The sequence below is a fragment of the Arthrobacter sp. R-11 genome (assembly GCF_049913155.1).
GTDB lineage: Bacteria > Actinomycetota > Actinomycetes > Actinomycetales > Micrococcaceae > Arthrobacter.
On record NZ_CP183979.1, the window covers coordinates 4325089 to 4348026 of the forward strand.

General features: G+C 64.9%; 23 protein-coding genes. 15 read left to right on the top strand and 8 right to left on the bottom strand.

Annotation, left to right across the window (positions count from 1 at the left end):
* The first annotated feature begins 29 nt into the window (after nt 1–29).
* Genes ACN9M4_RS19760 through ACN9M4_RS19775 form a run of 4 tightly spaced genes read left to right on the top strand, consistent with a single transcriptional unit; the run spans nt 30 to nt 3904 of the window.
* Complete coding sequence (locus ACN9M4_RS19760; RefSeq protein ID WP_426300957.1) at nt 30–818, top strand: amino acid ABC transporter permease; 789 nt, start codon at nt 30–32, stop codon at nt 816–818.
* On the top strand, nt 815–1600 hold the full coding sequence (locus ACN9M4_RS19765; RefSeq protein ID WP_426300959.1) for an amino acid ABC transporter ATP-binding protein: 786 nt from the start codon (nt 815–817) through the stop codon (nt 1598–1600). The genes ACN9M4_RS19760 and ACN9M4_RS19765 overlap by 4 nt, the downstream gene beginning before the upstream one ends.
* Nucleotides 1600–2646, top strand: coding sequence for a Gfo/Idh/MocA family protein (locus ACN9M4_RS19770; RefSeq protein ID WP_426300961.1), 1047 nt, complete (start codon nt 1600–1602; stop codon nt 2644–2646). Before ACN9M4_RS19765 ends, ACN9M4_RS19770 begins: the two co-directional genes overlap by 1 nt.
* Before the next feature lie 58 nt (nt 2647–2704).
* Nucleotides 2705–3904 carry an NAD(P)/FAD-dependent oxidoreductase gene (locus tag ACN9M4_RS19775; RefSeq protein WP_426300963.1) on the top strand — a complete coding sequence of 400 codons (1200 nt, stop codon included), beginning with the start codon at nt 2705–2707 and terminating at the stop codon, nt 3902–3904.
* Between the two features lie 59 nt (nt 3905–3963).
* Here the strand turns inward: ACN9M4_RS19775 and ACN9M4_RS19780 are convergent, their stop codons facing one another.
* From ACN9M4_RS19780 to ACN9M4_RS19805, 6 genes are all read right to left on the bottom strand, one after another.
* Nucleotides 3964–5331, bottom strand: coding sequence for a right-handed parallel beta-helix repeat-containing protein (locus ACN9M4_RS19780; RefSeq protein WP_426300965.1), 1368 nt, complete (start codon nt 5329–5331; stop codon nt 3964–3966).
* 23 nt (nt 5332–5354) lie between these two features.
* A complete protein-coding gene (locus tag ACN9M4_RS19785) occupies nt 5355–6932 on the bottom strand; it encodes a glycoside hydrolase family 32 protein (protein ID WP_426300967.1) in 1578 nt (525 codons plus the stop codon).
* A 40-nt stretch (nt 6933–6972) separates the two neighbouring features.
* The gene (locus tag ACN9M4_RS19790; RefSeq protein WP_426300969.1) at nt 6973–8025 is read right to left on the bottom strand and encodes a LacI family DNA-binding transcriptional regulator; all 1053 of its coding nucleotides are present in this window, start codon (nt 8023–8025) and stop codon (nt 6973–6975) included.
* An 86-nt stretch (nt 8026–8111) separates the two neighbouring features.
* Nucleotides 8112–9119 carry a carbohydrate ABC transporter permease gene (locus ACN9M4_RS19795; RefSeq protein WP_426300971.1) on the bottom strand — a complete coding sequence of 336 codons (1008 nt, stop codon included), beginning with the start codon at nt 9117–9119 and terminating at the stop codon, nt 8112–8114.
* A complete protein-coding gene (locus ACN9M4_RS19800) occupies nt 9119–10006 on the bottom strand; it encodes a carbohydrate ABC transporter permease (RefSeq protein ID WP_426300973.1) in 888 nt (295 codons plus the stop codon). The genes ACN9M4_RS19795 and ACN9M4_RS19800 overlap by 1 nt, the downstream gene beginning before the upstream one ends.
* Before the next feature lie 94 nt (nt 10007–10100).
* Nucleotides 10101–11381 (bottom strand): ABC transporter substrate-binding protein, encoded by a 1281-nt coding sequence (locus tag ACN9M4_RS19805; protein WP_426300975.1) that lies wholly within the window; start codon nt 11379–11381, stop codon nt 10101–10103.
* A 273-nt stretch (nt 11382–11654) separates the two neighbouring features.
* On the opposite strand from ACN9M4_RS19805, the gene ACN9M4_RS19810 reads away from it, so the two are divergent.
* The 7 genes from ACN9M4_RS19810 to ACN9M4_RS19840 all read left to right on the top strand — a co-directional run bounded on the left by ACN9M4_RS19810 (nt 11655) and on the right by ACN9M4_RS19840 (nt 19694).
* A complete protein-coding gene (locus tag ACN9M4_RS19810) occupies nt 11655–11852 on the top strand; it encodes a hypothetical protein (protein ID WP_426300977.1) in 198 nt (65 codons plus the stop codon).
* A gap of 77 nt (nt 11853–11929) precedes the next feature.
* Nucleotides 11930–13135, top strand: a complete 1206-nt coding sequence (locus ACN9M4_RS19815) for a NosD domain-containing protein (RefSeq protein WP_426300979.1) — start codon at nt 11930–11932, stop codon at nt 13133–13135.
* 188 nt (nt 13136–13323) lie between these two features.
* The gene (locus ACN9M4_RS19820) at nt 13324–15915 is read left to right on the top strand and encodes a GH32 C-terminal domain-containing protein (RefSeq protein ID WP_426300981.1); all 2592 of its coding nucleotides are present in this window, start codon (nt 13324–13326) and stop codon (nt 15913–15915) included.
* A gap of 253 nt (nt 15916–16168) precedes the next feature.
* A complete protein-coding gene (locus tag ACN9M4_RS19825) occupies nt 16169–16537 on the top strand; it encodes a metal-sensitive transcriptional regulator (RefSeq protein ID WP_426300983.1) in 369 nt (122 codons plus the stop codon).
* 49 nt (nt 16538–16586) lie between these two features.
* Nucleotides 16587–16829 (top strand): heavy-metal-associated domain-containing protein, encoded by a 243-nt coding sequence (locus tag ACN9M4_RS19830; RefSeq protein WP_426300985.1) that lies wholly within the window; start codon nt 16587–16589, stop codon nt 16827–16829.
* Nucleotides 16830–16837: 8 nt separating this feature from the next.
* Nucleotides 16838–19255 (top strand): heavy metal translocating P-type ATPase, encoded by a 2418-nt coding sequence (locus ACN9M4_RS19835; RefSeq protein WP_426300987.1) that lies wholly within the window; start codon nt 16838–16840, stop codon nt 19253–19255.
* A 172-nt stretch (nt 19256–19427) separates the two neighbouring features.
* A complete protein-coding gene (locus ACN9M4_RS19840) occupies nt 19428–19694 on the top strand; it encodes a WXG100 family type VII secretion target (RefSeq protein WP_426300989.1) in 267 nt (88 codons plus the stop codon).
* An 80-nt stretch (nt 19695–19774) separates the two neighbouring features.
* Here the strand turns inward: ACN9M4_RS19840 and ACN9M4_RS19845 are convergent, their stop codons facing one another.
* The gene (locus ACN9M4_RS19845; protein WP_426300991.1) at nt 19775–20062 is read right to left on the bottom strand and encodes a DUF2277 domain-containing protein; all 288 of its coding nucleotides are present in this window, start codon (nt 20060–20062) and stop codon (nt 19775–19777) included.
* Between the two features lie 416 nt (nt 20063–20478).
* On the opposite strand from ACN9M4_RS19845, the gene ACN9M4_RS19850 reads away from it, so the two are divergent.
* Nucleotides 20479–20802, top strand: a complete 324-nt coding sequence (locus ACN9M4_RS19850) for a hypothetical protein (protein ID WP_426300993.1) — start codon at nt 20479–20481, stop codon at nt 20800–20802.
* A 92-nt stretch (nt 20803–20894) separates the two neighbouring features.
* Here ACN9M4_RS19850 and ACN9M4_RS19855 read toward each other — a convergent pair whose 3' ends face one another.
* The gene (locus ACN9M4_RS19855; RefSeq protein WP_426300995.1) at nt 20895–21350 is read right to left on the bottom strand and encodes an Lrp/AsnC family transcriptional regulator; all 456 of its coding nucleotides are present in this window, start codon (nt 21348–21350) and stop codon (nt 20895–20897) included.
* A gap of 80 nt (nt 21351–21430) precedes the next feature.
* On the opposite strand from ACN9M4_RS19855, the gene ACN9M4_RS19860 reads away from it, so the two are divergent.
* The 3 genes from ACN9M4_RS19860 to ACN9M4_RS19870 all read left to right on the top strand — a co-directional run bounded on the left by ACN9M4_RS19860 (nt 21431) and on the right by ACN9M4_RS19870 (nt 22874).
* Nucleotides 21431–22159 carry an AzlC family ABC transporter permease gene (locus tag ACN9M4_RS19860; protein ID WP_426300997.1) on the top strand — a complete coding sequence of 243 codons (729 nt, stop codon included), beginning with the start codon at nt 21431–21433 and terminating at the stop codon, nt 22157–22159.
* Entirely contained in the window at nt 22152–22475 is a 324-nt protein-coding gene (locus ACN9M4_RS19865; protein WP_426300999.1) for a branched-chain amino acid transporter permease, read from the top strand. Before ACN9M4_RS19860 ends, ACN9M4_RS19865 begins: the two co-directional genes overlap by 8 nt.
* A 132-nt stretch (nt 22476–22607) precedes the next feature.
* Nucleotides 22608–22874, top strand: coding sequence for a WXG100 family type VII secretion target (locus tag ACN9M4_RS19870; RefSeq protein WP_426300989.1), 267 nt, complete (start codon nt 22608–22610; stop codon nt 22872–22874).
* The last annotated feature ends 64 nt before the right edge of the window (nt 22875–22938 follow it).

Genomic DNA, 22938 nt, shown 5'->3' on the forward strand with positions numbered 1-22938 from the left:
TCACAAGCTAACTACGTCTGAGAGCAACCATGGACTGGCTCAACACCATCATCCGCACCTTCTTCGATTTCGGCGCGATGGCCGAAGTCCTCCCCCAACTCCTCGGGGTCGGGCTCCTGAACACGCTCATTATTTCCGTCGCTGCCACCGTCATCGGCATGGCGCTGGGCATGATCGTCGCAGTCATGGGGATCTCCCCGTCCAAGTGGCTGCGTGTTCCGGCCCGGATCTACACCGACCTTTTCCGCGGCCTGCCCGCGATCCTGACCATTCTGCTGATCGGCCAGGGCTTTGCCCGGTTCAGCCAGTCGATCTTCGGCCCCTCACCCTACCCCCTCGGGATCATCGCTCTCAGCCTGATTGCGAGCGCCTACATCGGCGAGATCTTCCGCGCCGGCATCCAGAGCGTGGACAAGGGCCAGGGCGAAGCCTGCCGCGCGCTGGGGATGAGCTACGCCAAATCCATGGCGCTGGTGGTGGTCCCGCAAGGCATCCGCAGGGTCCTGCCGGCCCTCGTCAACCAGTTCATCGCGATCGTCAAAGACTCCTCCCTGGTCTACTTCCTGGGCCTGCTGATCTCCGAACGCGAACTCTTCCGCGTGGGCCAGGACGCCGCCGTGCTGTCCGGAAACCTTTCGCCGCTGGTCATGGCCGGCATCTTCTACCTGGTGATTACCGTGCCCTTGACCCACCTGGTCAACTACTTCGACAACAGATTCCGGACCGGCCGCCGTCGCCCCTCCGCGCCCACCAGTGGCCTGAAGGAAGTCAATGAACTCGATGCGGCTTCGCCGCTGATTACCGGGAGCAACACGTGAACCTCACAAACAGCAGCACCAGCGCCGGCACAAGCAAGACAGCCGTCGAGACCTTCCACGGCTCCAGCCTGGAACTGAAGAACCTCACCATGGCCTACGGAGACATCGAGGTGCTCCGCAACGTCAGCCTCACCGTGGCGCCCGGCACCACCACCTGCATCATCGGTCCGTCCGGCTCGGGCAAGTCCACCTTGCTGCGCGGCGTCAACCGGCTGCACGAACCCAAGAGCGGGGACGTCATCCTGGCCGGCGAGAGCGCCCTCCAGGTCAAGCCGGATATCCTGCGGGCCCGTATCGGTATGGTCTTCCAGCACTTCAACCTCTTCCCGGACCACACCGCCCTGGAGAACGTGGCCTTGGCTCTTTGGAGCGTCAAGGGCATGTCCAAGGCCGAGGCCAGGGAACGCGCCCGCCGCCGCCTCGCCGAGGTGGGCCTCGCCGAACGCGCCGACCACCGCCCCCGGGACCTCTCCGGCGGCCAGCAGCAGCGCGTCGCCATTGCACGGGCCTTGGCCATGGAACCCGAAGTGATGCTCTTCGACGAAGCCACCAGCGCCCTGGACCCCGAGCTCGTCAAGGGCGTCCTGAACCTCATGGCAGGCCTTGGCCGCCGCGGCATGACCATGCTTGTGGTCACGCACGAAATGGGCTTCGCCCGCAAGGTCGCGGACCAGGTGGTCTTCATGGACGAAGGCGAAGTCGTGGAGGCCGGCACGCCCGCCGAGCTCTTCGACAACCCGCAAAGCGAACGGCTCAAGCGCTTCCTTTCGGAGGTGCTGTGATGCAGGGGGGCGCTGAGGAACCGGCACCGCTCCGCACCGCCGTCGTCGGATTCGGAGTCTCCGGCAGGGTCTTCCATGCCCCGCTGATCGCCGCGGATCCGGACTACTCGCTGGACGCGATCGTGACGGCGGACCCGGCGCGTGCCGCCGCGGCGGCGCGACTCTACCCTGACGCGACGATTGTCCCGACGGCGGAGGAAGCGTTCGCGCTGGACCTTGACCTGGTGGTCCTGGGGACCCCGCCGTCGACCCATTTCGAACTGGCCGCGGCGGCCATTGCCCGCGGGCTGCATCTCGTGGTGGACAAGCCGTTCGTTCCGTCCTCCGCCGAAGGCGAGGAACTCCTGTCCCTGGCGGCAGACGCCGGCGTGCAGCTGACGGTGTTCCAGAACCGCCGGTGGGACGCCGACTTCCTCACCCTCCGGAAGCTCGTGCGGGACGGTGCGCTTGGCGAGGTCCGCAGCTTCGAATCGCGCTTTGAATGGTGGCGGCCGGAAGGATTCGGGAACTGGCGCGACTCCGCCACCCCGGCGGAGGGCGGCGGCCTGCTGCACGATCTTGGCGCCCACCTGATCGACCAGGCCATCCAATTGTTCGGGCCGGTTGCCGAGAGCCACGGCGAAATGGCAAACCACAGCCCGCGCTCCGACGGCGGGGAAACCGAGGCGTTCGTCTCCCTGCTCCACGATTCCGGGGTCCGCTCCCGGCTGTGGATGAACGGCATGGCCGCCCGGAACGGCGCACGCTTCCATGTGCTGGGCTCCGCCGCCGGCTACACGAAATGGGGGCTGGACCTGCAGGAAGCTGAACTCGCGGCCGGCGTCCGGCCCACCGATCCGGGGTACGGAATCGAACCCGGGGATTCTTGGGGGATCCTCGGAGTCGGCGATTCCGGCACTCCGGTACCCGCCGAACGCGGAGCCTACCCCCGCTTCTACGCCGAGCTCGCCGACGCCGTCCGCGGCACAGGCCCGCTTCCCGTCGATCCGCGCGAATCCCTTGAGGTGCTGCGGGTCATCGAGGGCCTCCACGCTCTTTCCGCCTGATACTGCCCGCGCCACCTCGCGGCGCCCACCATTCCTTTGACCCATGAAAGGGAGAACCATGTCCTCCACGTCCCCCAAGAAGCACGTCGCCGTGATCGGCGGCGGCATCCTCGGAGTCTCCACTGCTGCACACCTTGCCAAGGGTGGTGCGCAGGTGACGCTCGTGACCGCCGGGCCGCTCGCGGACGGTGCCTCCAGCCGTTCGATCGCGTGGCTGAATTCTTCGGGAGCCCGTTCCGCGGGCTACCACTACCTGCGCATGCTTGCCATCGACCGCTACCGCACCTGGAGCGCCCGCCACCCGGAAAGCCGCGGCTACATCCGCTTCGACGGCGCCCTGAAATGGGCAGGTCCCGGTGAGAGTTTCCGCGAAACCTTCGCTTTCGAACGCGCGGGCGGGTACGACGCCGTCTGGGTGGACCGAGCCGACGTCGCGCGCGTTGCGCCCGATGTAAATCCCGACGCCGTTGCCGAAGAGGGTGCCATCTACAACCCGGGCGAAGGCTGGGTGAACATGCCCGATTTCATCCCGGTGCTCGCCGCCGAAGCGACGGCCCACGGCGCGCGCGTCATCGAACAGGCCGGCAATGTACGGGTAGACGTGCAGCATGGCGCTGCGTCCGGCGTGATCCTCGGCGACGGAACCCGGTTGCCCGCCGACGAAGTGGTGCTCGCCACAGGCGGCGCTGTTCCGGCCCAGCTTGCCGCCCTGGGAGTGACTGTCCCGGATGCCACGCCTGCAGCCTTCGTGCTGTTCACGGACCCGGTGGATGTCGAAGTGAAGACCGTGCTGAACACTCCGCGCGTTGCGGTTCGGCCCATGCCCGACGGCCGGCTTGTGCTCGACGCCGACTGGGCCGAACAGACAGTTGTCACCGAGGACGACGGGTCGTTCACCGTGCCCGAGGAGTCGGTGCAGGGCCTGCTCGATGAAGCCTCGAAGGTGCTCGCCGGCAACCCGCGGCTGACCGCGCAGCGCGTGGGCGCCGGGCTGAAGCCCATTCCGGGCGACGGCGAACCCGTGGTTGGCCCGGTGCCTGCGATCGCTGGCCTCCACACTGTGTTCACCCACTCGGGAGCGACCCTCGGGCTGATCCTCGGGGAACTCCTCGCCGAAGAGATCCTCACCGGGGCGCCTTCGCCGGTGCTGAAGACCTTCCGTCTCGACCGCTTCGACGCTGCGGCGGCACCGGAGGCTGTCGGCACGGGCGCCGCTGGGCCCATCAGCACAGGCGCCTGGGCGCCGGTACACCAGTAGCCAGCCAAGGACGACGGCGGACGGGTCAAGTCCGCCGTCGTCCTCACCGGGCCTGGCGGTTACCTGGGCCCCAAGTCCTGTGCCGCCTGGAAACCGATCGTCGGCGTGGCCCTGAAGGCGTTAACAGCCCTGTCTGCGATAACCTCGGCGTCGCTTCCGGAATCAAGGATCGTGTTCCGGGCGGATTCGGGATCGACCATCACGGCCGTAACGGCGAGGCCGTCCGAAGCCTCGGTCGCCAGCAGGGCGTCCACCTGGGCCTCGAAGCAGGAGTCACTTGACTTGGCGTGAACGTCCATCGCCACCACGTGGTTGTTGGAGACGAAGTTGCCGAACCCCGCGATCAGCCGGATGATGACAGGCGTCGCACCTGCCGGCCGGATGCTCTGCGAGTCGATGACCTCGGAGAAGTGGTTGCCGACGACGGAGTTGTGGCTGCCGCTGACACAGAGAAGTCCGTTGAGGTCGTCCAGCCCGTTGTCGACTCCCAGGAAGGGCGTCCAGGGCTCATGGTCACGCAGGAAGTGGTTCGTGGCCACGAGGTTTTCCGAACTGTTTGCTGCGAGGACCACCATGCCGGGGTAGAACGCATGCAAACGGTTGTTGGTGACGCTTGAACGCGTGACGCCGTGGAGATGGACGCTGCTCGCACCACGGGGGAAGACGTTATTCGCGGTGATCAGGAGCCCGCCGTGGTTCTCGGCGTAGATCGAGTGGCCCTTGGGTCCTGCGCCGACCAGGTTGTCGGTGATCTTGGAGGCCTGTCCCCAGCCGCGCAGCTCGATGCAGCTCCCGCATTCCGCGATGAAGTTGTCGTGAATGGAAAGCGCGTCCGCGTGGTAGATGGTGAGGGCATTCTCAAGGTAGACGAACCCCATGCCGTTTACGCGGAAGGAGTCGTTGGCGTTCGCGACATAGATACCGGTCTTGCCATTCACGTAGCTGTTCTCCGGATGCATTCCCGAGCCATCCGGGTTGAAATGCAGTCCGTCGATGCAGAAGTTTGAGAACTCGACCGAGCTGATCCGCGGGCTCCCGCTTCGCTCAACGTAGAAGGCGGCGCCCTTGGATTCCTCCCCGCCTTCGCCGAGGGGAATGTCGACGAGAATGCGGCTGCCTCCGGGCCACAACTCATGCAAGTCGGGCCATTCGTCCTCGGGAACGTTGAACCGGATGCTCGACGAGGTAAAACCGTGTCCCGAGCCCTGGATCCTGAGGAAGCTGATGTCGATCACCACTTGGGTGCGGAGGTGGTAGTCCCCTGGCGGGAGGTAGATCACCGCGCCTGGCTTTCCTCCGTTGTTCACATCGGTGGCGGACTGCCGGTCCTTGATGTCGGCGATGATGCTGTTGATGACTTCGCCGACGTCCTCGGACGGATTGCCGACGGGCCACGTAGTCACGTCGTAGTAGTTGTTGCTGGACATAGCTTCTTTCCTTTGTGTCCCGGTTAGCTGAGCGTTGAGACGGCGAGCTTCAGTATTGTTGCCGAGCCTCCCTCGGCCGATAGCCAGTTCTCCTGGTTTCCGGCATCGGGGAAGACGAGATCAGTCAGGACCACCCTGCCGCCCTGGACGAATACTTCGACCGAGCAGTGGTCCACCACGATAAGCAGCTTGAGCACACCGTTTTCAAGGTCAACCGGTGCCGACTCGGCCGAAGCGAATTTCCCGTGGAAGGAGGTGTTTCCTGACTGACTGCGGTCAAGGGTGAGCTGCGCGCTGCTTGTGTCGTAGCTCAGGGTGGTGCCCATGCTCCCCTCGCTGCTTCCGAAGAGTCGGAAATCAAGGCGTTCGGCGCTTCCGGGCAGTATCTCCGCCTCGATGATTTGGGCGCTGCCGGGTACCGCATCCGGCAATCGGAGGGCTGAATTGCGCAGCTCAAAGGCGTCTGCGTTCATGACTTCCGCGGACTGCCCTGCTCGTGCACCGGGGCCGGCCAGGATCGGTTGCTGGATCAGACGCGCGGAGCCGTTGACTGCCGTGAGCCGCACTTCGCGTGCGAGGGTCATCGAGGACCGCCAGGGGTCGGTCGGGAGCTCGTTGGCATAGTCCCAGTTGTTCATCCAGCCGATGATGATGCGACGGTCATCCGGGGCGTTGCTAAAGGATACTGAGGCGTAGCAGTCGCGCCCCCAGTCCAGCCATAGGCAGTGCCGCAAGGCGGCAGCGGCTGCCTCCGGATCGGCGATGGCGGACACTCCGCCCGGCGCCGCAAGGGAACCGGCGTCCGGAAGGAACCGGGCGCCGTCGAAGTGCCCGATGAAGTACTGGCCGCCGGAACCGCCTGCCACGGCGCCGGGGTTGATGTTGACGATCAGCACCCATTTGATGGTGTCCGGGTCCCCGTCCACCGCCAGGGGAAAGAGATCGGGGCACTCCCATTCGCCGGCATCGGCGTTGGCCGGGCCGAAGTCGCTCAGAAAGTCCCAGGATTTGAGGTCGTCCGAACGATAGAAGACCACCTTTTGCTGCTGCGCTTCGACGGCGACCATGACCCAGCAGGCACCTTGCTCCCCTTGGTAGCGGAAGACTTTGGGGTCGCGGAAGTTCGCGGAGTTCCTGGTGAGGATGGGGTTTGCTTCGTATTTCCGCCACGTCATTCCCGCGTCCGTGCTGTAGGCCAGGGACTGGGCCTGCGTGCCGCTGTGTTCGGAGGGGGCCTTGAAGGAACTGGTGTAAATGGCTACGAGGGCAGGTGCGCCCGCCGTGCCGAAACCGGAGGTGTTGCCGTGGTCGACAACGACACTCCCTGAAAAGACGTCCTCCGTCTCGTCGCAGGCAATGGCAACAGGGTGTTCCGTCCAGTGCAGCAAATCACGGGAGGTGGCGTGGCCCCAGGACATGTTGCCCCAGACGTTGCCGTACGGGTTGTTCTGGTAGAAGAGGTGGTACAGGCCGTCGTAGAAGACCAGGCCGTTGGGATCGTTCAGCCAGGTATCCCTTGCCGTGAAGTGGATGGCAGGCCGGAACCTGGAGGTTCCGGCCGGGGTTGTTTCCGGGCGTGCGGCATCAAGGCGACTGGTCATGTCTGGGCGTTCCTATTGGGAAGTGGAAGGGGCTGGCTGCCTACGGCCGGGGAGCCGCGATGGAATCGCGGCGCACGAGGGGGCAGCTCAGAATGGTCGGGTGGAGTGCCATGAGGGTAAGGTCGGTCTTCCCCTCGATGGCGTCAATCAGGTGCTCGGTGGCCCAGGCACCCATCTCGTAATGAGGCAGGGCAACGGTGGTGAGGCTCGGATAAAGGTTGGCGGCGATCAGTTCCTGGTCATCGAAGCCGACTACCGAGAGGTCTGCGGGGATGGCGAGTCCCAACTCCGCAGCGGCGCGGTAGGCTCCCATCGCCATCCGGTCGTTGTAGCAGAACAATGCCGTAGGCATGTCGGCGCGGTCCTCGCGCGCCAGGATCCGCCGGGCCGCTTCATAGCCGCCTTGCACCTCGGAGACCTCGGACTCGACAGGTGCCGCGTCGCCGTCGAGCCCAGCTTCTGTCAGCGTGGCCCGGAAGGCCTGGAGCCGCTGATGGGTTGCGGGGACATCATCGGTGTTGTTGATGAAGCCCACCCGGGTGTGGCCCGCTTCGAGGAGCGCGCCCACGGCGGCGCGTGCACCACCTTCTTCGTCAGGGATCACGGCTGTGATGTTTCCGCCGGTAGCAACCGAGTCGACCAGGACGGAAGGCACGCTGCCGAGGTTGGCCGGCAGCTCCACGTTGCGGTGGTACATGGTGGCGTAGAGGATTCCGTCCACCCGGCGTTCCAGGAGTGCCTGGACGTCGGCCTGCCGGGATTCGAGGCTGGCTGAGCCGGGGGTATTGATGATCATGAGGTTGTACCCCCGGGCTTTGGCGGCCTCGTCAGCGCCGAGGATGATCCGGCCGGCGTGGGGGGTGGTGGCGATATCCTCGCTGACCAGACCCAGCATGCCGGTCCTCTGGGTGCGAAGGGCCTGGGCAAGGCGGTTGGGGCCGTAGCCCAGTTGCTCCGCAATGGCCCGGACCTTGTCCCTGGTTTCGGGGCTGATCCGCGCGTAGGAAACATCGTTGAGGACGTGGGAGACAGTTGTCACCGAGACGCCGGCGGCGGTGGCCACGTCCTTGATACCGATGTTCTTGTTGCTCATCTGTCTCCCACGTCCTTATGGTTCGGTGATGCCCCTGGGGGCTACCAGTAGGCTACTGGTTGATGGTGGTCCAGCCCTTGACGGCGCTAGCCCTTGACTGCCCCGAGCGTCATGCCTGCGACGATCTTGCGCTGCAGGAGAAGCGTCAGGAGGATGACCGGGATCGAGTAGACCGCCGCGAGCGCGGTCATCGACCCCCAGTCCAGGCCGAACTGGGTCTGGAAGTTCGCGATCACCACGGGCGTTGTCTGGGAGCGGATCGCCGTCATCAGGAGTGCGAAGAGGAACTCGTTCCAGGACGCCAGGAAGGCGAAGATCGCGGTGACCGCGATGCCGCCGGAGACCACGGGGATCACCACCCGCCACAGGGCCCCGAGCCTGCTGCAGCCGTCCACGGTCGCAGCTTCCTCCAGGTCCCGGGGCACGGCCTCGAAGAAGCTGGACATCAGCCAGATCGAGAGCGGCAAGGAAATGGTGGTGTGCGCGATCGAGAGCGCAATCGGAGTATCCGCCAGCCCCACCGAGGACATCATGCCGGCCAGCGGGATGCCGATGGCCACCGGCGGCACCATCCGGGTGACCAGCGCGGCCATGATGAACACGCGACCGCTGGGGGTCTTGTACCGCGTGATCCCGTAGGCCGCCGGGACGGCCAGCACCAGGGACAGGAGGGTGCTGATCACCGCGGTCTGGGCGCTGTTGATGAACGAGGCCAGCACTCCGTTCCGGCCCAGGGCGTTGGCGTAGTTCTCCAGCGTCCATTCCTTGGGAAGGATGGTGGGCGGGACCGCGATGGTATCGATCGGCGTCTTGAAGGACGTGAACAGCAGGTAGAGGAACGGGAAGCCGTAGAGGACCATGGCTACCGCGAGCAGGATCCACAGCAGCGCCCGGGTGCTGCGCTTGCCGGCTTCGAGCCCTTCCGCGTGGTGCCGGCGGCGCCGCGGTTTACGGACGGCCGGGGCCGTCAGCGGTTCCCCGCGGCGTTCGGTCTGCACGGCTGAGGCGAGCGGAAGCACGACGCCGGCCTGCTGGGGGCGGTTGGCCGCGCCGTCGGCGGCGTGACCGCGGGGACTGGAGTCCACAGTGCGCATCAGTTGTCCTTTCCTGGCCGCCAGATGGTGGCGACGGCGAAGAATGCGACGCCGAGCATTGCCAGCAGGTAGATGGTGCCCATCGCGCTTGCCAGGCCGGGATCGCCGAAGCGGATCATGGTGCGGTAAATCAGCAGGCTCATGGTCTCGGAAGCGGACTGGGGCCCGCCGTTGGTCTGGATAAGGATGGTGTCAAAGGCCCGGGCGGCGTCGATGCCGCGGACCACCAGGGCTACGGCGATCACAGGCCGCAGAAGCGGGAGGATGATCCGGAACAACAGGGCCGGTGCGCGTGCACCGTCCAGCCTCGCGGCCTCGATGAGATCGCCCGGGATGTTCTGGAGCCCCGCGAAGAGGACCAGGCACATGAAGGAGGTGGTCAGCCAGATGTCCGGGATGGCCACCGAGAACAGCACGATGTCCGGGTCGGAGAGCCAGCCGATCTGGTTGGGGTCGTTGAGGATGCCCGCCTGGTGCAGGAGGGTGCCGATGAGGCCGAAGTTGTCGATCATCAGGAACTTCCACAGCAGGCCTGCCACGATCGGGGCGATCATGAGCGGGTACAGGAAGACGGTCCGCCATACCTGGGACTTGCGGCCCAAAGTGGTGAACAGCAGGGCCATGCCGAGGCCGAGCGCGAATTCGAGGGTGACCACTACAGCCGTGTAGGCCAGGGTCCGCCAGCCCGCACCCATGAACGCCTCGGACGCGAAGGCCCGGAAGTAGTTCTCGAAGCCGACGAAGTCCCGCGGGCCTCCGGCAATCGGCGAGATCTTGAAGAAGCTGTCCGCCACGAGGCGAAACAACGGGTAGGCCACAAATACTGCCAGGAAAAGCGCCGCAGGGGTCATCAGGAACAATGCGAAGCGGCGATCGGAGATACGCACGGTTTTCTCTTCCGCTGGTTGGAGCCACGGCCGGCACCGCACTGGCGGTGCCGCTTTGGCGGCGCCTGCATGGGCAGGTGCCGGCCGCGGAGTCTTACTTGAGGAGTGCCTCGATCTGCTTCTTGGCGTCAGCGAGGAGGGCGGCGGAGTCACCGCCGGCTACTGCCTTCTGCAGGGTGGGAATGAGGACGGTGTCCACGATCTGCTGCCACTTGGCGGTCGCCGGGCGGGTGGCGGTGGCCTTGCCGTTGAGCGTTTCGATCAGCGGCTTGAAGCTCTCGTAGCCTGGCTTGTCCTGGTACTTCTCGAAGGCTGAAATGCGTGCGGCCAGGCCCAGGCTGGATTCGATGCCCATGCTGTTGTAGTCGTAGGCGCACTTCACGAACTTCTTGGCCGCCTCGGTGTTCTTGGTGGCCTTGGGAACGGAGAGATACCACGGGCCGGGAACACCCGCGACGCCGGCGCTGCCGCCGATCATCGCCGCGGCGCCCACCTTGCCGGCCACCGGGGAATCCTTGGGGATCTGGCGGTAAGCGTGGGCCCAGAAGCGGGTCATGGCCGTCTTGCCCTGGTTGAACAGGTTCTGCGCCGCGGCCCAGTCGACCTGCGCGGCGCCGGACGGGGCGGACTTCACCAGGCTGGTGTAGAAGTCCAGGGCTTCCTTGTGGGCTGCGTTGTCGACGATCACCTTGCCGTCGGCGTCCAGGACCATCGGGGAGCCGGCCTGCAGCACGTGTGCCAGCCATTCGGTTTCGACGGCGCCCTTCACATCCGTGCCGTACATGCCGTCGCGGGTGAAGAAGGCGGAGATGTCCTGGTATTGCTTCCAGGTGGTGGGAGCGGCCAGTTCGTAGCCGTACTTGGCCTTGAAGTCGGCCTTGTTCTTGGGGTCCTCAAAGAGGTCCTTGCGGTAGAGGATGATCTCCGCGTTGGTCCAGGCCGGCATGCCGATGAAGTGGCCGTCCACGTTCGCTTCCTTGACCAGTGCCGGGAAGATGTCCTTCTTGGCCTCGTCGGTGAAGAGTTCGTCGATGGGCTGGACGGCGTCCTTGAAGCTCGGCAGCCAGACGGAGTCCAGGGCCGCGACGTCGAAGGAGACGTTGCCGGAGGAGAATTCGCTGGAAAGGCGGTTGAACATGCCGTCGTAGGGCAGTTCGACGAAGTTGACGTTGACGCCGGCGTCCTTCTTGCACTGTTCGGCGACGCCGGTGAGTTCGGCGTGGCCGCCGGCCTCGACAAGGACGTTCACGGTGCTGTTGGCGGCGCCACCCGTGGACGACGGGCCCCCTGCGCCGCACCCGGTTGCCGCAAGTGCGACGGCGGTGCAAATGCCGCCAATGACGGCGAACCTGCTGATGGTCTTTCGAGTGGACATCGCTGTCGACTCACTTTCTCTCGAACGGAAATGGCGAGATTGATCGGGGTGAAGAATCGTTTTGCCAAAACGACTTGGCAAAACCGTAAGCGTCTTCGCCGGACGTGTCAAGGGTCACAAGGAAAATTGTTTTGGCAGCCGTCGCAATGACTTTCATCCTTGACGCAAAGGTTTGCGCGGCCCTAAGGTCATCGAGCGGCGAAAAACCGTTTTGGCAAATTTTGGCCGCACCCGGAAAGCCGTCACCGGAAACACCAGTTCAAGGGAGAACAGATGAACCCCATCCCGGACATCAGCCGCCGGAACGTGCTGCGCGCCTTCCTGGCCACGGCAGCCGCAGCGGGCTCCGCCGTCGCAATGACAGCATTCGGCAGTCCAGCCAACGCGGCCCCGCCGGAACAGCATCCGGCTCCCGGCGCCGGGCTCCCGCCGTCGGGCACCGGGCACCGCCACCTGATCGGCGTCCTCTGAGAATCGGCGCCGCCTAAGAGCAGTCGCCGTCTAAGAGCAGTACTGCCAGTCCCCCAACGATGTGAGGAGAACAAGCTTTGACCACCGTTTATGACGTCACCACCTGGTCCGTACCGGGCAATCCTTCGGCCACGCCCTACAACGACATCGGGCTGATCATCAACAGCATCATTGCCGACATCAAGAGCCAGCAGACCAGCCAGTCCTCCAAGCCCGGCGCCGTGGTCTACATTCCGCCCGGAGACTACTCCCTCAAGACCCGCGTCAACGTGGACATCAGCTACCTGACCATCCGCGGTTCGGGCCACGGCTTCACCTCGCTGAGCATCCGGTACAACGCCGGCAACACCTCCAGCTGGCACGAGATCAACCCCGGCGGCAGCCGCGTGCGGGTGGAGAACACGGACGGCAACAGCGAGGCGTTCCGGGTCTACCGCACCGGCGACCCGCGCCTGAGCGCCGTGGTGTTCGAGAACTTCTGCCTGGACGGCGTTTCCTTCGGAAGCAACCAGAATTCCTACGTCAACGGCAAGACCGGCATCCTCTTCGATTCGGCCAACGATTCCTGCCGCGTCGAAGGCATGGGCATGGTCTACCTGGAGCGCGGCCTGGTGGTCAGGGACGCCGATGCCCTGAGCGTCAGCGGGAACTTCCTGGCGGAGAACGGCACCTGCGTGAAGCTGATCGGCTCCGGCCAGGCCTCCAAGGTGACGGACAACCTGATCGGCGCCGGCTACGTGGGCTTCTCGATCTTCGCCGAAGGCCACTACGGCCTGCTCGTCTCCGGCAACAACGTCTTCCCCCGCGGCAAGAGCATGGTGCACTTCAAGAACGTCACGCGCTCCTCGATCAGCGCCAACCGGCTGCACGGCTACTACCCGGGCATGGTGAACTTCGAAGGCGTCTGCACGGAAAACCTCATCGGCGCCAACCACTTCTTCCGCGAGACCGAGAAGTTCGGTCCGCTGATGCAGTACAACAACGGGCTCGACGAGCTCTTCGGCCTGGTACACCTCGAAGGCGGCAACAACACCGTCACGGGCAACCACTTCAGCTTCGATGTGCCCTCTGCTTCGGTCACGCCCACCGGCGCCACGCCCACGATCATCCTGGTGGCGTCCGGGAACAACAACTACATCGCCGCGAACAACACGGTTTCCGCCACCGCGGTCAAGACCGTCGTGCTGGATTCCGCGACCACCGGAACCAAGGTCCTGGACAGCGGCAGCCAGGCCCAGTTCGAGCCCTACCAGAGCAGCTACTCGTTCAGGGCGACGCCGTAGGGTTCCTGCCGCGGCCGCTTGGCGGCCAAAACAACGACGACGGCGGACGCCGCCCCCTTAGGTGACGTCCGTCGTCGTCGTTCGCAGTACTGCGCGCTCGATCTACTGCGCGTTCAAACTACTGCGCGTTCGATCTACTGCGCGTCCGCTGTATTGCAAGGCAAGCACTCTTGAAAGGTCTGTCAACGATGACCAGACGCACCAAAGCACTGCTTTCACTAGGAACGGCTGTGGCCCTCACCGCCGCCTCTTTCGCCATAGCCCCGAACGCTGCCCTCGCCACCGATCCCGATCCGGCGACTCAGCAACACCGGCCCTACCTGCATTACACGCCGGAAAAGAACTGGATGAACGATCCCAACGGACTCGTTTACCACAACGGCAAGTACCACATGTACTACCAATACAACCCCAATGGGACCCGCTGGGGGGACATGAGCTGGGGCCATGCTTCGTCCACGGATCTCATCCACTGGCAGGAGCAGCCACTCGCTATCTCCCGCGGCTTCAACGGAACACAGGTGGTTGAAGAGATCTTTTCCGGGTCCGTGGTGGTGGACACCCAGAACACCAGTGGTTTCGGATCCCTGCAGAGCCCTCCCCTGGTTGCCGTGTACACGAGCAATTACACCGGCGCCCACCCCACTCTCGCCGGCAAGCAGGCGCAATCACTGGCCTATAGCCTCGACGACGGGCAGACCTGGACCAAGTACGGCAACAACCCCGTCCTCAATAGGAACAGTTCCGGCTTTCGCGACCCCAAGGTCTTCTGGTACGACAACCCGTCCGGACCGGACTATTGGGTGATGGCCGCCGTCGAGGCCGATGAGCACCGGGTTCTCTTCTACAAGAGCACCAACCTGAAGGACTGGGTCTACCTGGACGACTTCGGGCCGGCAAATGCCTTCGGCGGGCAATGGGAATGCCCGGACCTCTTTCCCTTGGCTGTCGACGGCAACCCCAACAACATCAAGTGGGTCCTCGCCGTGAACATCAATCCGGGCGCAGTGGCCGGCGGCAGTGGCGGCCAGTATTTTGTGGGCGATTTCAACGGGACAGCGTTCACCGCCGAGAACGTCGATCCAGCGGACCAGCTACCGTCCGGCAGAGCCCTTGCCGGCTTCAACAACGGCAACTACAGCGGGTGGAACGTCCATAACGATCCTTCCAACAGCGCCGGTCCGTGGGGAAGCGTCCCCGCCGCCGGAAGCCTCGCAGGACAGATGCCGGTGGCAGGCAACATCGGGGCCGGACTGGTGAACGGTTTCCATGGTGGAGACGACCCCGTGGGCACCATGGAATCGGCACCCTTCACCGTGGACAAGGACTACCTCAACTTCCTGGTGGGCGGCGGGAAGCACCCGCAGGGGCCCGGCCAGCAGTCGGGCAACCAGGCGCCTCCCGGGTACTTGCTGTTCGACGGCTTCGACTACCCCGGAACGCTCACGCAGGCTGGCTGGCAGCTCACCGGCGACTTCCAGGCGGCATTGAACCCCTCGACGTCGGGCGGTGAATTCGCCCTCGGAAAACGGATCAACACCTTCGAGGGCGGCCCGTACCAGGACAACAACGTCGGCACCATCACGTCCCCCGAGTTCTACCTGACCAACACCAACATCGGCTTCCTTTTGGGCGGCGGCGAACGGAACGACGGGCAACTCCAGGTGGAACTGCTGGTGGGCGGCGTGCCGGTCCGCAGCACGAGCGGCACCAATTCGGGGGACCTGAACTGGAAGAACTGGGACGTTTCCCCTTGGTACGGCCAGATCGCCCGCATCCGGATCGTGGACAACGCGACGGGCCCGTGGGGGCACCTGACCCTGGACAACATGGTGCTCGGATCCGAGCCGGCAAAAGTCCGGAGCAGCGAAACCACGGTGAACCTGGTGGTCAACGGCCAAACAGTCCGGACCGCAAGCGGCGCTAACACCGAACACCTGGCATGGACCGCGTGGGACGTCAGCGCCTTCAAGGGCAGCCAGGCCACCATCAGGATCGTTGACAACAACCGCGGCGGCTGGGGGCACATCCTGGCGGACGAGTTCGTTTCCTCGGACACTTCCCGCTTGGAGCCCCATGACTGGCTGGACTGGGGAAGGGACTACTACGCCACGGTGTCCTTCAATGATGCCCCAGGCGGGAAGCGCATCATGCTGGGCTGGATGAACAACTGGGACTACGGCCAGGACACCCCCACAACCACATGGCGGGGAACCATGGCCCTGCCCCGCGAAGTCGTCCTGACCCAGACTGCTACCGGTCCGCGGCTGCAGCAGCAGGTGGTATCCCAGGCGGACGCGCTCAAGAACACCTCCGCGGCGTACACCATTTCCACCGGGCAGGACATCCAGCCGGGAACGAGCACCCTGCCCATCACAGGTGACACGGTCCAGATTGACGCAGAGTTTTCTCCCGGAACGGCGTCATCCTTCGGCTTGAAGGTGCTTGGAAATTCCAGTGAATCAACCAGGGTCGGCTACGCCCCGTCCACGCAACGGCTTTCCATCGACAGAAGCAATTCCGGCAATGAAGACTTCCACCCGGCCTTCAGTTCGGTGGAGGACGCTCGTGTGGAACTGATCGACGGCCGTCTACGCATGCGCCTTTATGTTGACCGGGCGTCCGTGGAACTCTTTGCCCAGGACGGCCTGGCAACCATCACGGACCAGGTCTTCCCGGGTGCCGGCGCCAACAGCATCTCGCTCTTCTCCGAGGGAGGAACCGCCCGGCTTGAAAGCCTGACGGTGACGCCTCTGTACCTGGCAATGTGGGGTGGCTGAGGCCCTGAGGACCCCGGCGGTTCATGGGCTTCCGGGCAGCCTGAACCCTCCGGATCGATGGTTCCCGCACAGTTGGATGGTGGCCCCGTCTAACCGTGCGGGAACCGCCTGATTGGCGGTCCAGTGTCAGGGTGCCCGGCGGCGGCAGCTGGTTCCGGCGTCGGCCACATCAATGACGGGGCGTTGCACCACCCGGCAAAGATACCCCCCGGGGGTACTTGCCAAGTACCCCCGGGGGGTATACATTGGTGACATGAGCACGGTAGACCCCCTCACCACCCCGGCCGGCGTTGCCCCTGTTTCGGACACCCCCGAAGAGCCGCATGCCCAGCACGGCTACACCTCGAACAAGGACTCCTACCTGCGCAGGCTGAAACGGATCGAAGGACAGGTCCGCGGCATCGCCCGCATGGTTGACGAGGACAAGTACTGCATCGACATCCTCACCCAGGTCGCCGCCGTCAACAAGGCGCTGCACGCCGTCAGCCTCGGCCTGCTGGAAGAGCACATCGGGCATTGCGTGGTGGGAGCCGCCTCGGAGCCGGACCCCGAGTCCCGTGCGGAAATCGTCAACTTCAAGGTCAAGGAGGCCACGGATGCCATCGGGCGCCTGCTGCGGTAATCCCGCGAACTCTCACCACACCATCCAACTCACCACCAAGGAGCACGCCATGGGACAGAACAGCGCCACCATCCAGACCAACGTCAGCGTTTCGGGCATGACCTGCGGGCACTGCGTTTCTGCGGTCAGCGAGGAAATCGAAGCCCTCGACGGCGTGAAGTCCGTGGCGATCGACCTGAACGCGGGCGGCATCTCGACAGTGACCATCACTTCCAACCAGGAGCTCTCCCCTTCGGAGATCGGCGAAGCCGTTGCCGAGGCCGGCTACCTGGTAGTGGCCAACGACGCATAGGGGGCATCGTGGGGAACCAGGAACTACTCCATCAGCAAGGTACCCGCATCATCGAACTGGATATCGAGGGCATGACCTGCGCATCATGCGTGGCCCGGGTGGAGCGGAAGCTCGGCAAGCTGGACGGCGTCGAAGCCTCCGTGAACCTCCCCCTCGAATCCGCCAGCGTTACGGTCCCGGCGGACATCACGGACCAGCAGGTTCTGGACACGGTCAACGCCACGGGCTACAAGGCCTACCTCAAACCCCAGCCTGGCGCCCACGAGCACCACGCTGTTGAACACGAGCACACGCAGCACGGCGGTCACGCCACGAGCGAGCACGCAGAGCATGTCCCTGGCGGCGTCGCAGCAGGCGACCACACCGCCGTTGACAACGAACAGCACGGCGGCCACAGCGCCGCGGCAGGCGACCACATGCACCACGGGCCCGGCGCCAAGACCCTGCGCCCGCGGCTGATTGCCGCTGCCGTGCTGACCGTGCCGGTGTTCGCGATCTCCATGATCCCGGCGCTGCAATTCGCGAACTGGGGCTGGGTTGCGGCCGTTCTGGCGTTGCCGGTGGTGAGCTGGGCGGCGTGGCCGTTCCACCGGGCCGCTGCGATCAACGCCCGGCACTTCGCCTCCACCATGGACACCTTGGTTTCGATCGGCGTGCTGGCGGCCTACCTGTACTCGGCGTGGCAGTTGTTCGCGAACCCGCGGATGACCGAGCACCCGGGCATGGAAGCCATGGCGGGCATGGGCGGTGGCCTGTACTTCGAGGTCGCCGCCGTGGTCACCACCTTCCTGCTGCTGGGCCGCTACCTTGAGGCGAACGCCAAGGCCAAGGCCGGCGACGCCCTCAAGGCCCTGCTGAGCCTCGGCGCGAAGGACGCCACGGTGCTGCGCAACGGCGTCGAGCACAAGATCCCGGCGGACGAGCTCAGTGTCGGCGATGTGTTCGTAGTCCGCCCGGGCGAGAAGATCGCCACCGACGGCGTGGTCACGGAAGGCACGTCCGCCGTCGACGCCTCACTTCTGACGGGAGAGTCCGTCCCGGTGGAGGTCGGCCCTGACAGCCCGGTCACGGGCGCCACCATCAACACCTCGGGCCGGCTGCTGGTGCGGGCTACCCGGGTGGGTTCGGAGACGACGCTGGCCCAAATGGGCCGGCTGGTCAGCCAGGCGCAGACCGGCAAGGCGCCGATCGCCAGGCTCGCCGACCGCATCAGCGCGGTGTTCGTGCCGGTGGTGCTGGTCCTCGCGATGCTGACCTTCCTGGCCTGGTTCCTGGCCACCGGGGAGCTGAACGCGTCCTTTACTGCCGCCGTCGCGGTCCTGGTGATCGCATGCCCCTGCGCCCTCGGGCTGGCGACGCCGGTGGGCCTGCTGACCGGCACCGGGCGCGGCGCGCAGCTGGGGATCCTCATCAAGGGCCCGCAGGTCCTGGAGGACACCCGCACCGTGGACACCATCCTGCTGGACAAGACCGGCACGGTGACCAGCGGAAAGCTGGCCGTGGATGGGACCATACCCTTCAACAGCGGCGCGCTGAACGGGTACCGCGACGCGGAGGTCCTCGCCCTGGCGGGCGCGGTGGAGGCTGCCTCGGAGCACCCGATTGCGCACGCGATTGCCGCAGCCGCCAAGGATGCACTGCCCGACGGCGGAAGCCTGCCCGCGGTGTCGGACTTCAGTTCCGCGCCCGGCGGCGGAGTCCGCGGAACGGTGACGTCGAACGGCACCCCGCGTACCGTCGTCGTGGGCCGCTCCGGCTGGCTGGAAACGAACGGGATCGTCCCTGACGAGGCGCAGCGCAAGGCGCTGGCGGACTCGGAAGCCGGCGGCGCCACCGCGATCTGGGTGGCCGTCGACGGAACTGCGGCCGGGATCGTGGCCTTGCGGGACACTGTCAAGGACGGCTCCGCGGCGGCGATCGCGCAGCTGAAGGAACTGGGCATCAGGCCGATGCTGCTTACCGGCGACAACGCCGCGGTGGCAGCCCAGGTGGCGGACGCCGTCGGGATCGCACCGGAGGACGTGTTCGCCGGCGTGCTGCCCGAAGGCAAGGTGGACGCCGTCCGCCGGCTGCAGGCCGAGGGCGCCACGGTGGCGATGGCCGGTGACGGCGTGAACGACGCCGCGGCCCTGGCGCAGGCGGACCTGGGCATCGCGATGGGCTCGGGGACGGACGTGGCAATCGAGGCTTCGGACCTGACCGTGATGGGCAGCGAGCTGGGGCAGCTGGTGCAGGCGATCGAATTGTCGAGGAAGACCCTGGCGACGATCAAGACCAACCTGTTCTGGGCGTTCTTCTACAACGCGGTGGGCATTCCGGTGGCGGCCCTGGGGCTGCTGAACCCGATGATCGCCGGCGCCGCGATGGCAGCCAGCTCCGTGCTGGTGGTGGCCAACTCCCTGAGGCTGCGCGGCTTCGGCAAGTAGCCAGCCGGAGTCGGCCCGGGTGTCGATGGGGGAACTCTTCATGGGGATCTCTTCATGGGGGATCTCTTCATGGGGAGGCGTGCCCATCGACACCCCTCGCGGGACCGGGATAGGTTCTAGGTATTGGGGATGCCGAAGAGTTCGGATCCGCGAATTCCTAAGGAGAAACACCATGGCCATGTGGGGCGCAGATGTACAGCAACTCAAAACCCTCGGCAGCAAGCTCAGCGCCGGCTCGAACGAAATCGAGCAGCAGCGCAACACCCTGAACAAGGTCCTGCACAGCACCGACTGGAAGGGCCCGGACGCCGACAAGTTCCGCAACGAATGGCAGTCCCAGCACATGACCGCCCTCCAGAAGGTCGCCCAGGCCCTGGACGAAGCCGGCAAGAAGGCCACCAAGAACGCCAACGAGCAGGAACAGGCCTCCAACGGCTAGCCCTTCGGATCCTCTCTCAGGACCCAACACACCGGGCGAAACACAGATGACCCCCTCAAATTTGAGGGGGTCATCTGTGTTTAAGCCGGTGTATTGGAAGCGGTGCCGAAGCGGATCGCAGCGCGGGCCCTGGCCTTGGCGGCTTCCTCTTCACGGCTCTTGGCGGGACCGTGGCTCACCAGGGAGTCGAGCAGGTGCTGCGTGATGTGCGCTATCTGGTGCACCGCCTCGTCGAACGCGGCTTCGTTGGCCTTGGACGGTTTGGTGCTTCCGCTGATCTTGCGCACGTACTGCAACGCGGCGGCTTCCACTTCGGCTGAGGTGGCACGCGGTTCAAAATTGTGGAGGGTATGGATGTTGCGGCACATGGCTTCATGCTAAGCCGCACCGCCGGCATTGGGCAGCCCCGGAAAGGCGCCGCACGCAATTCCCGGCGCGGCCCATGCAACGGAATTCGAGTACACAATGCCGGGGATATGAAGAATTGAGCCGGAAATCCACGGAAAAGACAAGTACCGGCTACTCGGGTGCCCCGAAGTACCGCACGCCTATCCTTCAAGCAGCGCGCACTTGGCGTGCTGGTATTCATCAGGAATGCCGCGTCTCGAAAGGCTGGACGGTGGAGACGGTAAAGCGGGGGTGCCATTTGCGCCACGTATCCAACGACGGGATTTATTGCTGAACGTGCCGGCCAGTACGTACAGACCGGGCAGTCCGTGATTAGGCAGCCGCGGCCTGTGGATAGTGAAACATGGTTCAGAACCTGGATTGAGGAACAACGAACATGAAAAAACTATGGGCTGCCGGCGCTGTGGCCGGACTCGTCCTGTTGGGCATTGCACCTTCGGCGATGGCTTCGCCGCCGCCGGACCACCAAGTCACCTACTGTCACGCAACACACAGCGAGAACAACCCCTTCGTGGTCATCACCACCGATGAGATAGCTGTCGTGGCGGGACACCAGAACCACCAGGACTTCGAAGATGTCATTCCGCCCTTCGATTGGGCCCTGCCCAACACAAGCGGACATTTCGACGGCCTGAACTGGGGCCCCGGAGCGGAAGATTTCATCGCCAACGGTTGCGTCTCCAGCACCCCGACGAGCTGATCGAGAGATTTCCCTCCGCAAAGAGGGAAGCAGGGGGGCCGGCAATTGCCGCTCCTTGGCATGAAGGCCTGGTCCCTAACGGGATCGGGCCTTCATGCTTTAGTTCCGGAATCCGCCGACTTGATCGTCTTCATGGTGAAGCGGGACGAGACCTTCTGCAGGCCAGGAAGGCTCATGACCCGTTCGGTCAGGAAGGATTCGTAGGCCGACAGGTCCTTGACGGCCACCCGCACGAAGTAGTCCGGCGAGCCGAAGAGCCGGTGCAGTTCCACCACTTCATCCATCGCCGCCAGCGCTTCCTCGAAGGCGTAGACGGTCTCTCGGTCGAAAACGGTGAGTTCGACGTCGAGAATCACTTCGAAGCCCCGGTCCAGCGCAGCCGGATCCACCACAGCGCGGTATCCACGGATCACTTTCTCCTGCTCCAGCCGCTGCACCCGGCGCAGGCAGGGGCCCGGCGTCAGGTGGACGCGCTCGGCAAGCTCCACGTTCGGAATGCGCCCGTCCTGCAAGAGTTCGGCAATTATTGCCCGGTCCATCGAATCCATGCTGATATATTGCTCCGAAGCCCACGGCGAGGGCAATCTTTGCAATCGGCTGCCACGTCGTTCCGGGCACCATGGAAAGCGTGAACCTGATTGATCCGGAGCCTTTCGCTCCTCCTGTTTTCTCCCGACGCCGGGAAACCGCGAAGGGCCTGCGCAGCTCCCTTGCCGCAGGGCTGGGCATGTTCCCGCTGGGCATTGCCTTCGGCCTGCTGGTTGTCCAGGCCGGGCTGCCGTGGTGGCTGGCACCGGCCCTCTCCACAGCCGCGTTCGCCGGTTCCCTGGAACTGCTGCTCGTTGGCATGATCGTGACGGCGACTCCGCTGGCCACCATCGCCCTGACCACACTCCTGGTGAATTTCCGCCACGTCTTCTACAGCTTCTCCTTCCCGCTGCACGCGGTGAAGCATCCCTTCGCCAAGGCGTATTCGATGTACGCCATGATCGATGAGGCCTATGCGGTCACCGCCGCCTCCAATGACCGCTGGAACAGCTGGCGCCTGATCAGCATGCAGATGGCTTTCCAGTCCTATTGGGTGCTGGGCGGCCTGGCCGGTGTAGGCATTTCGTCGGGGCTGCCGGGCCGGGTCGAGGGCCTTGAGTTTGCGTTGTGCGCGCTGTTCGTGACGCTGACGCTCGACGCAGCCCGGAGCCGCGAGCAGCTCCCCTCACTGCTGCTCGGGGCAGTCAGCTTCAGCACCGCCGTCGTGCTTGCTCCGGATGGCGCGCTTTTCGTGGGGCTCCTGCTGTTCCTCGCCCTGCTGGTGGTTCGTTTTGCCCTCAGCCGCCGCCCGGGAGCAAGCAATGCCTGAAACCCCCTATCTCCTGGCGGTCCTGGCTGTCACCTTCGCCATCACGTTCGGGCTGCGTGCCCTACCGTTCGCGGCCCTGAGCTCCCTCAGGAACTCGGGACTCGTCCGCAAGCTCTCGCTCTGGATGCCGGCGGGGATCCTCGGCATCCTCGCCGCCTCGACACTTCGCGGCACCATTTCGGCAGACTCCGGCGCGGTGCTCCCCGCTGTGGTTGCGGTGACGGTCACCGTTGCGGCCCACCTACTCGGACGACGGCGGACCCTCCTCAGCGTGGGGCTGGGAACGCTCGTTTTTGTCGCCCTGGTGAACCTCTGACGCGCGCCGAACGCGCATGGGATCTCTTCATGGGGAGGCGTGCCCATCGACACCCCTCGCGGGACCGGGATAGGTTCTAGGTATTGGGGATGCCGAAGAGTTCGGATCCGCGAATTCCTAAGGAGAAACACCATGGCCATGTGGGGCGCAGATGTACAGCAACTCAAGACCCTCGGCAGCAAGCTCAGCGCCGGCTCGAACGAAATCGAGCAGCAGCGCAACACCCTGAACAAGGTCCTGCACAGCACCGACTGGAAGGGCCCGGACGCCGACAAGTTCCGCAACGAATGGCAGTCCCAGCACATGACCGCCCTCCAGAAGGTCGCCCAGGCCCTGGACGAAGCCGGCAAGAAGGCCACCAAGAACGCCAACGAGCAGGAACAGGCCTCCAACGGCTAGCCCTTCGGATCCTCTCTCAGGACCCAACACACCGGGCGAAACACAGATGACCCCCTCAAATTTG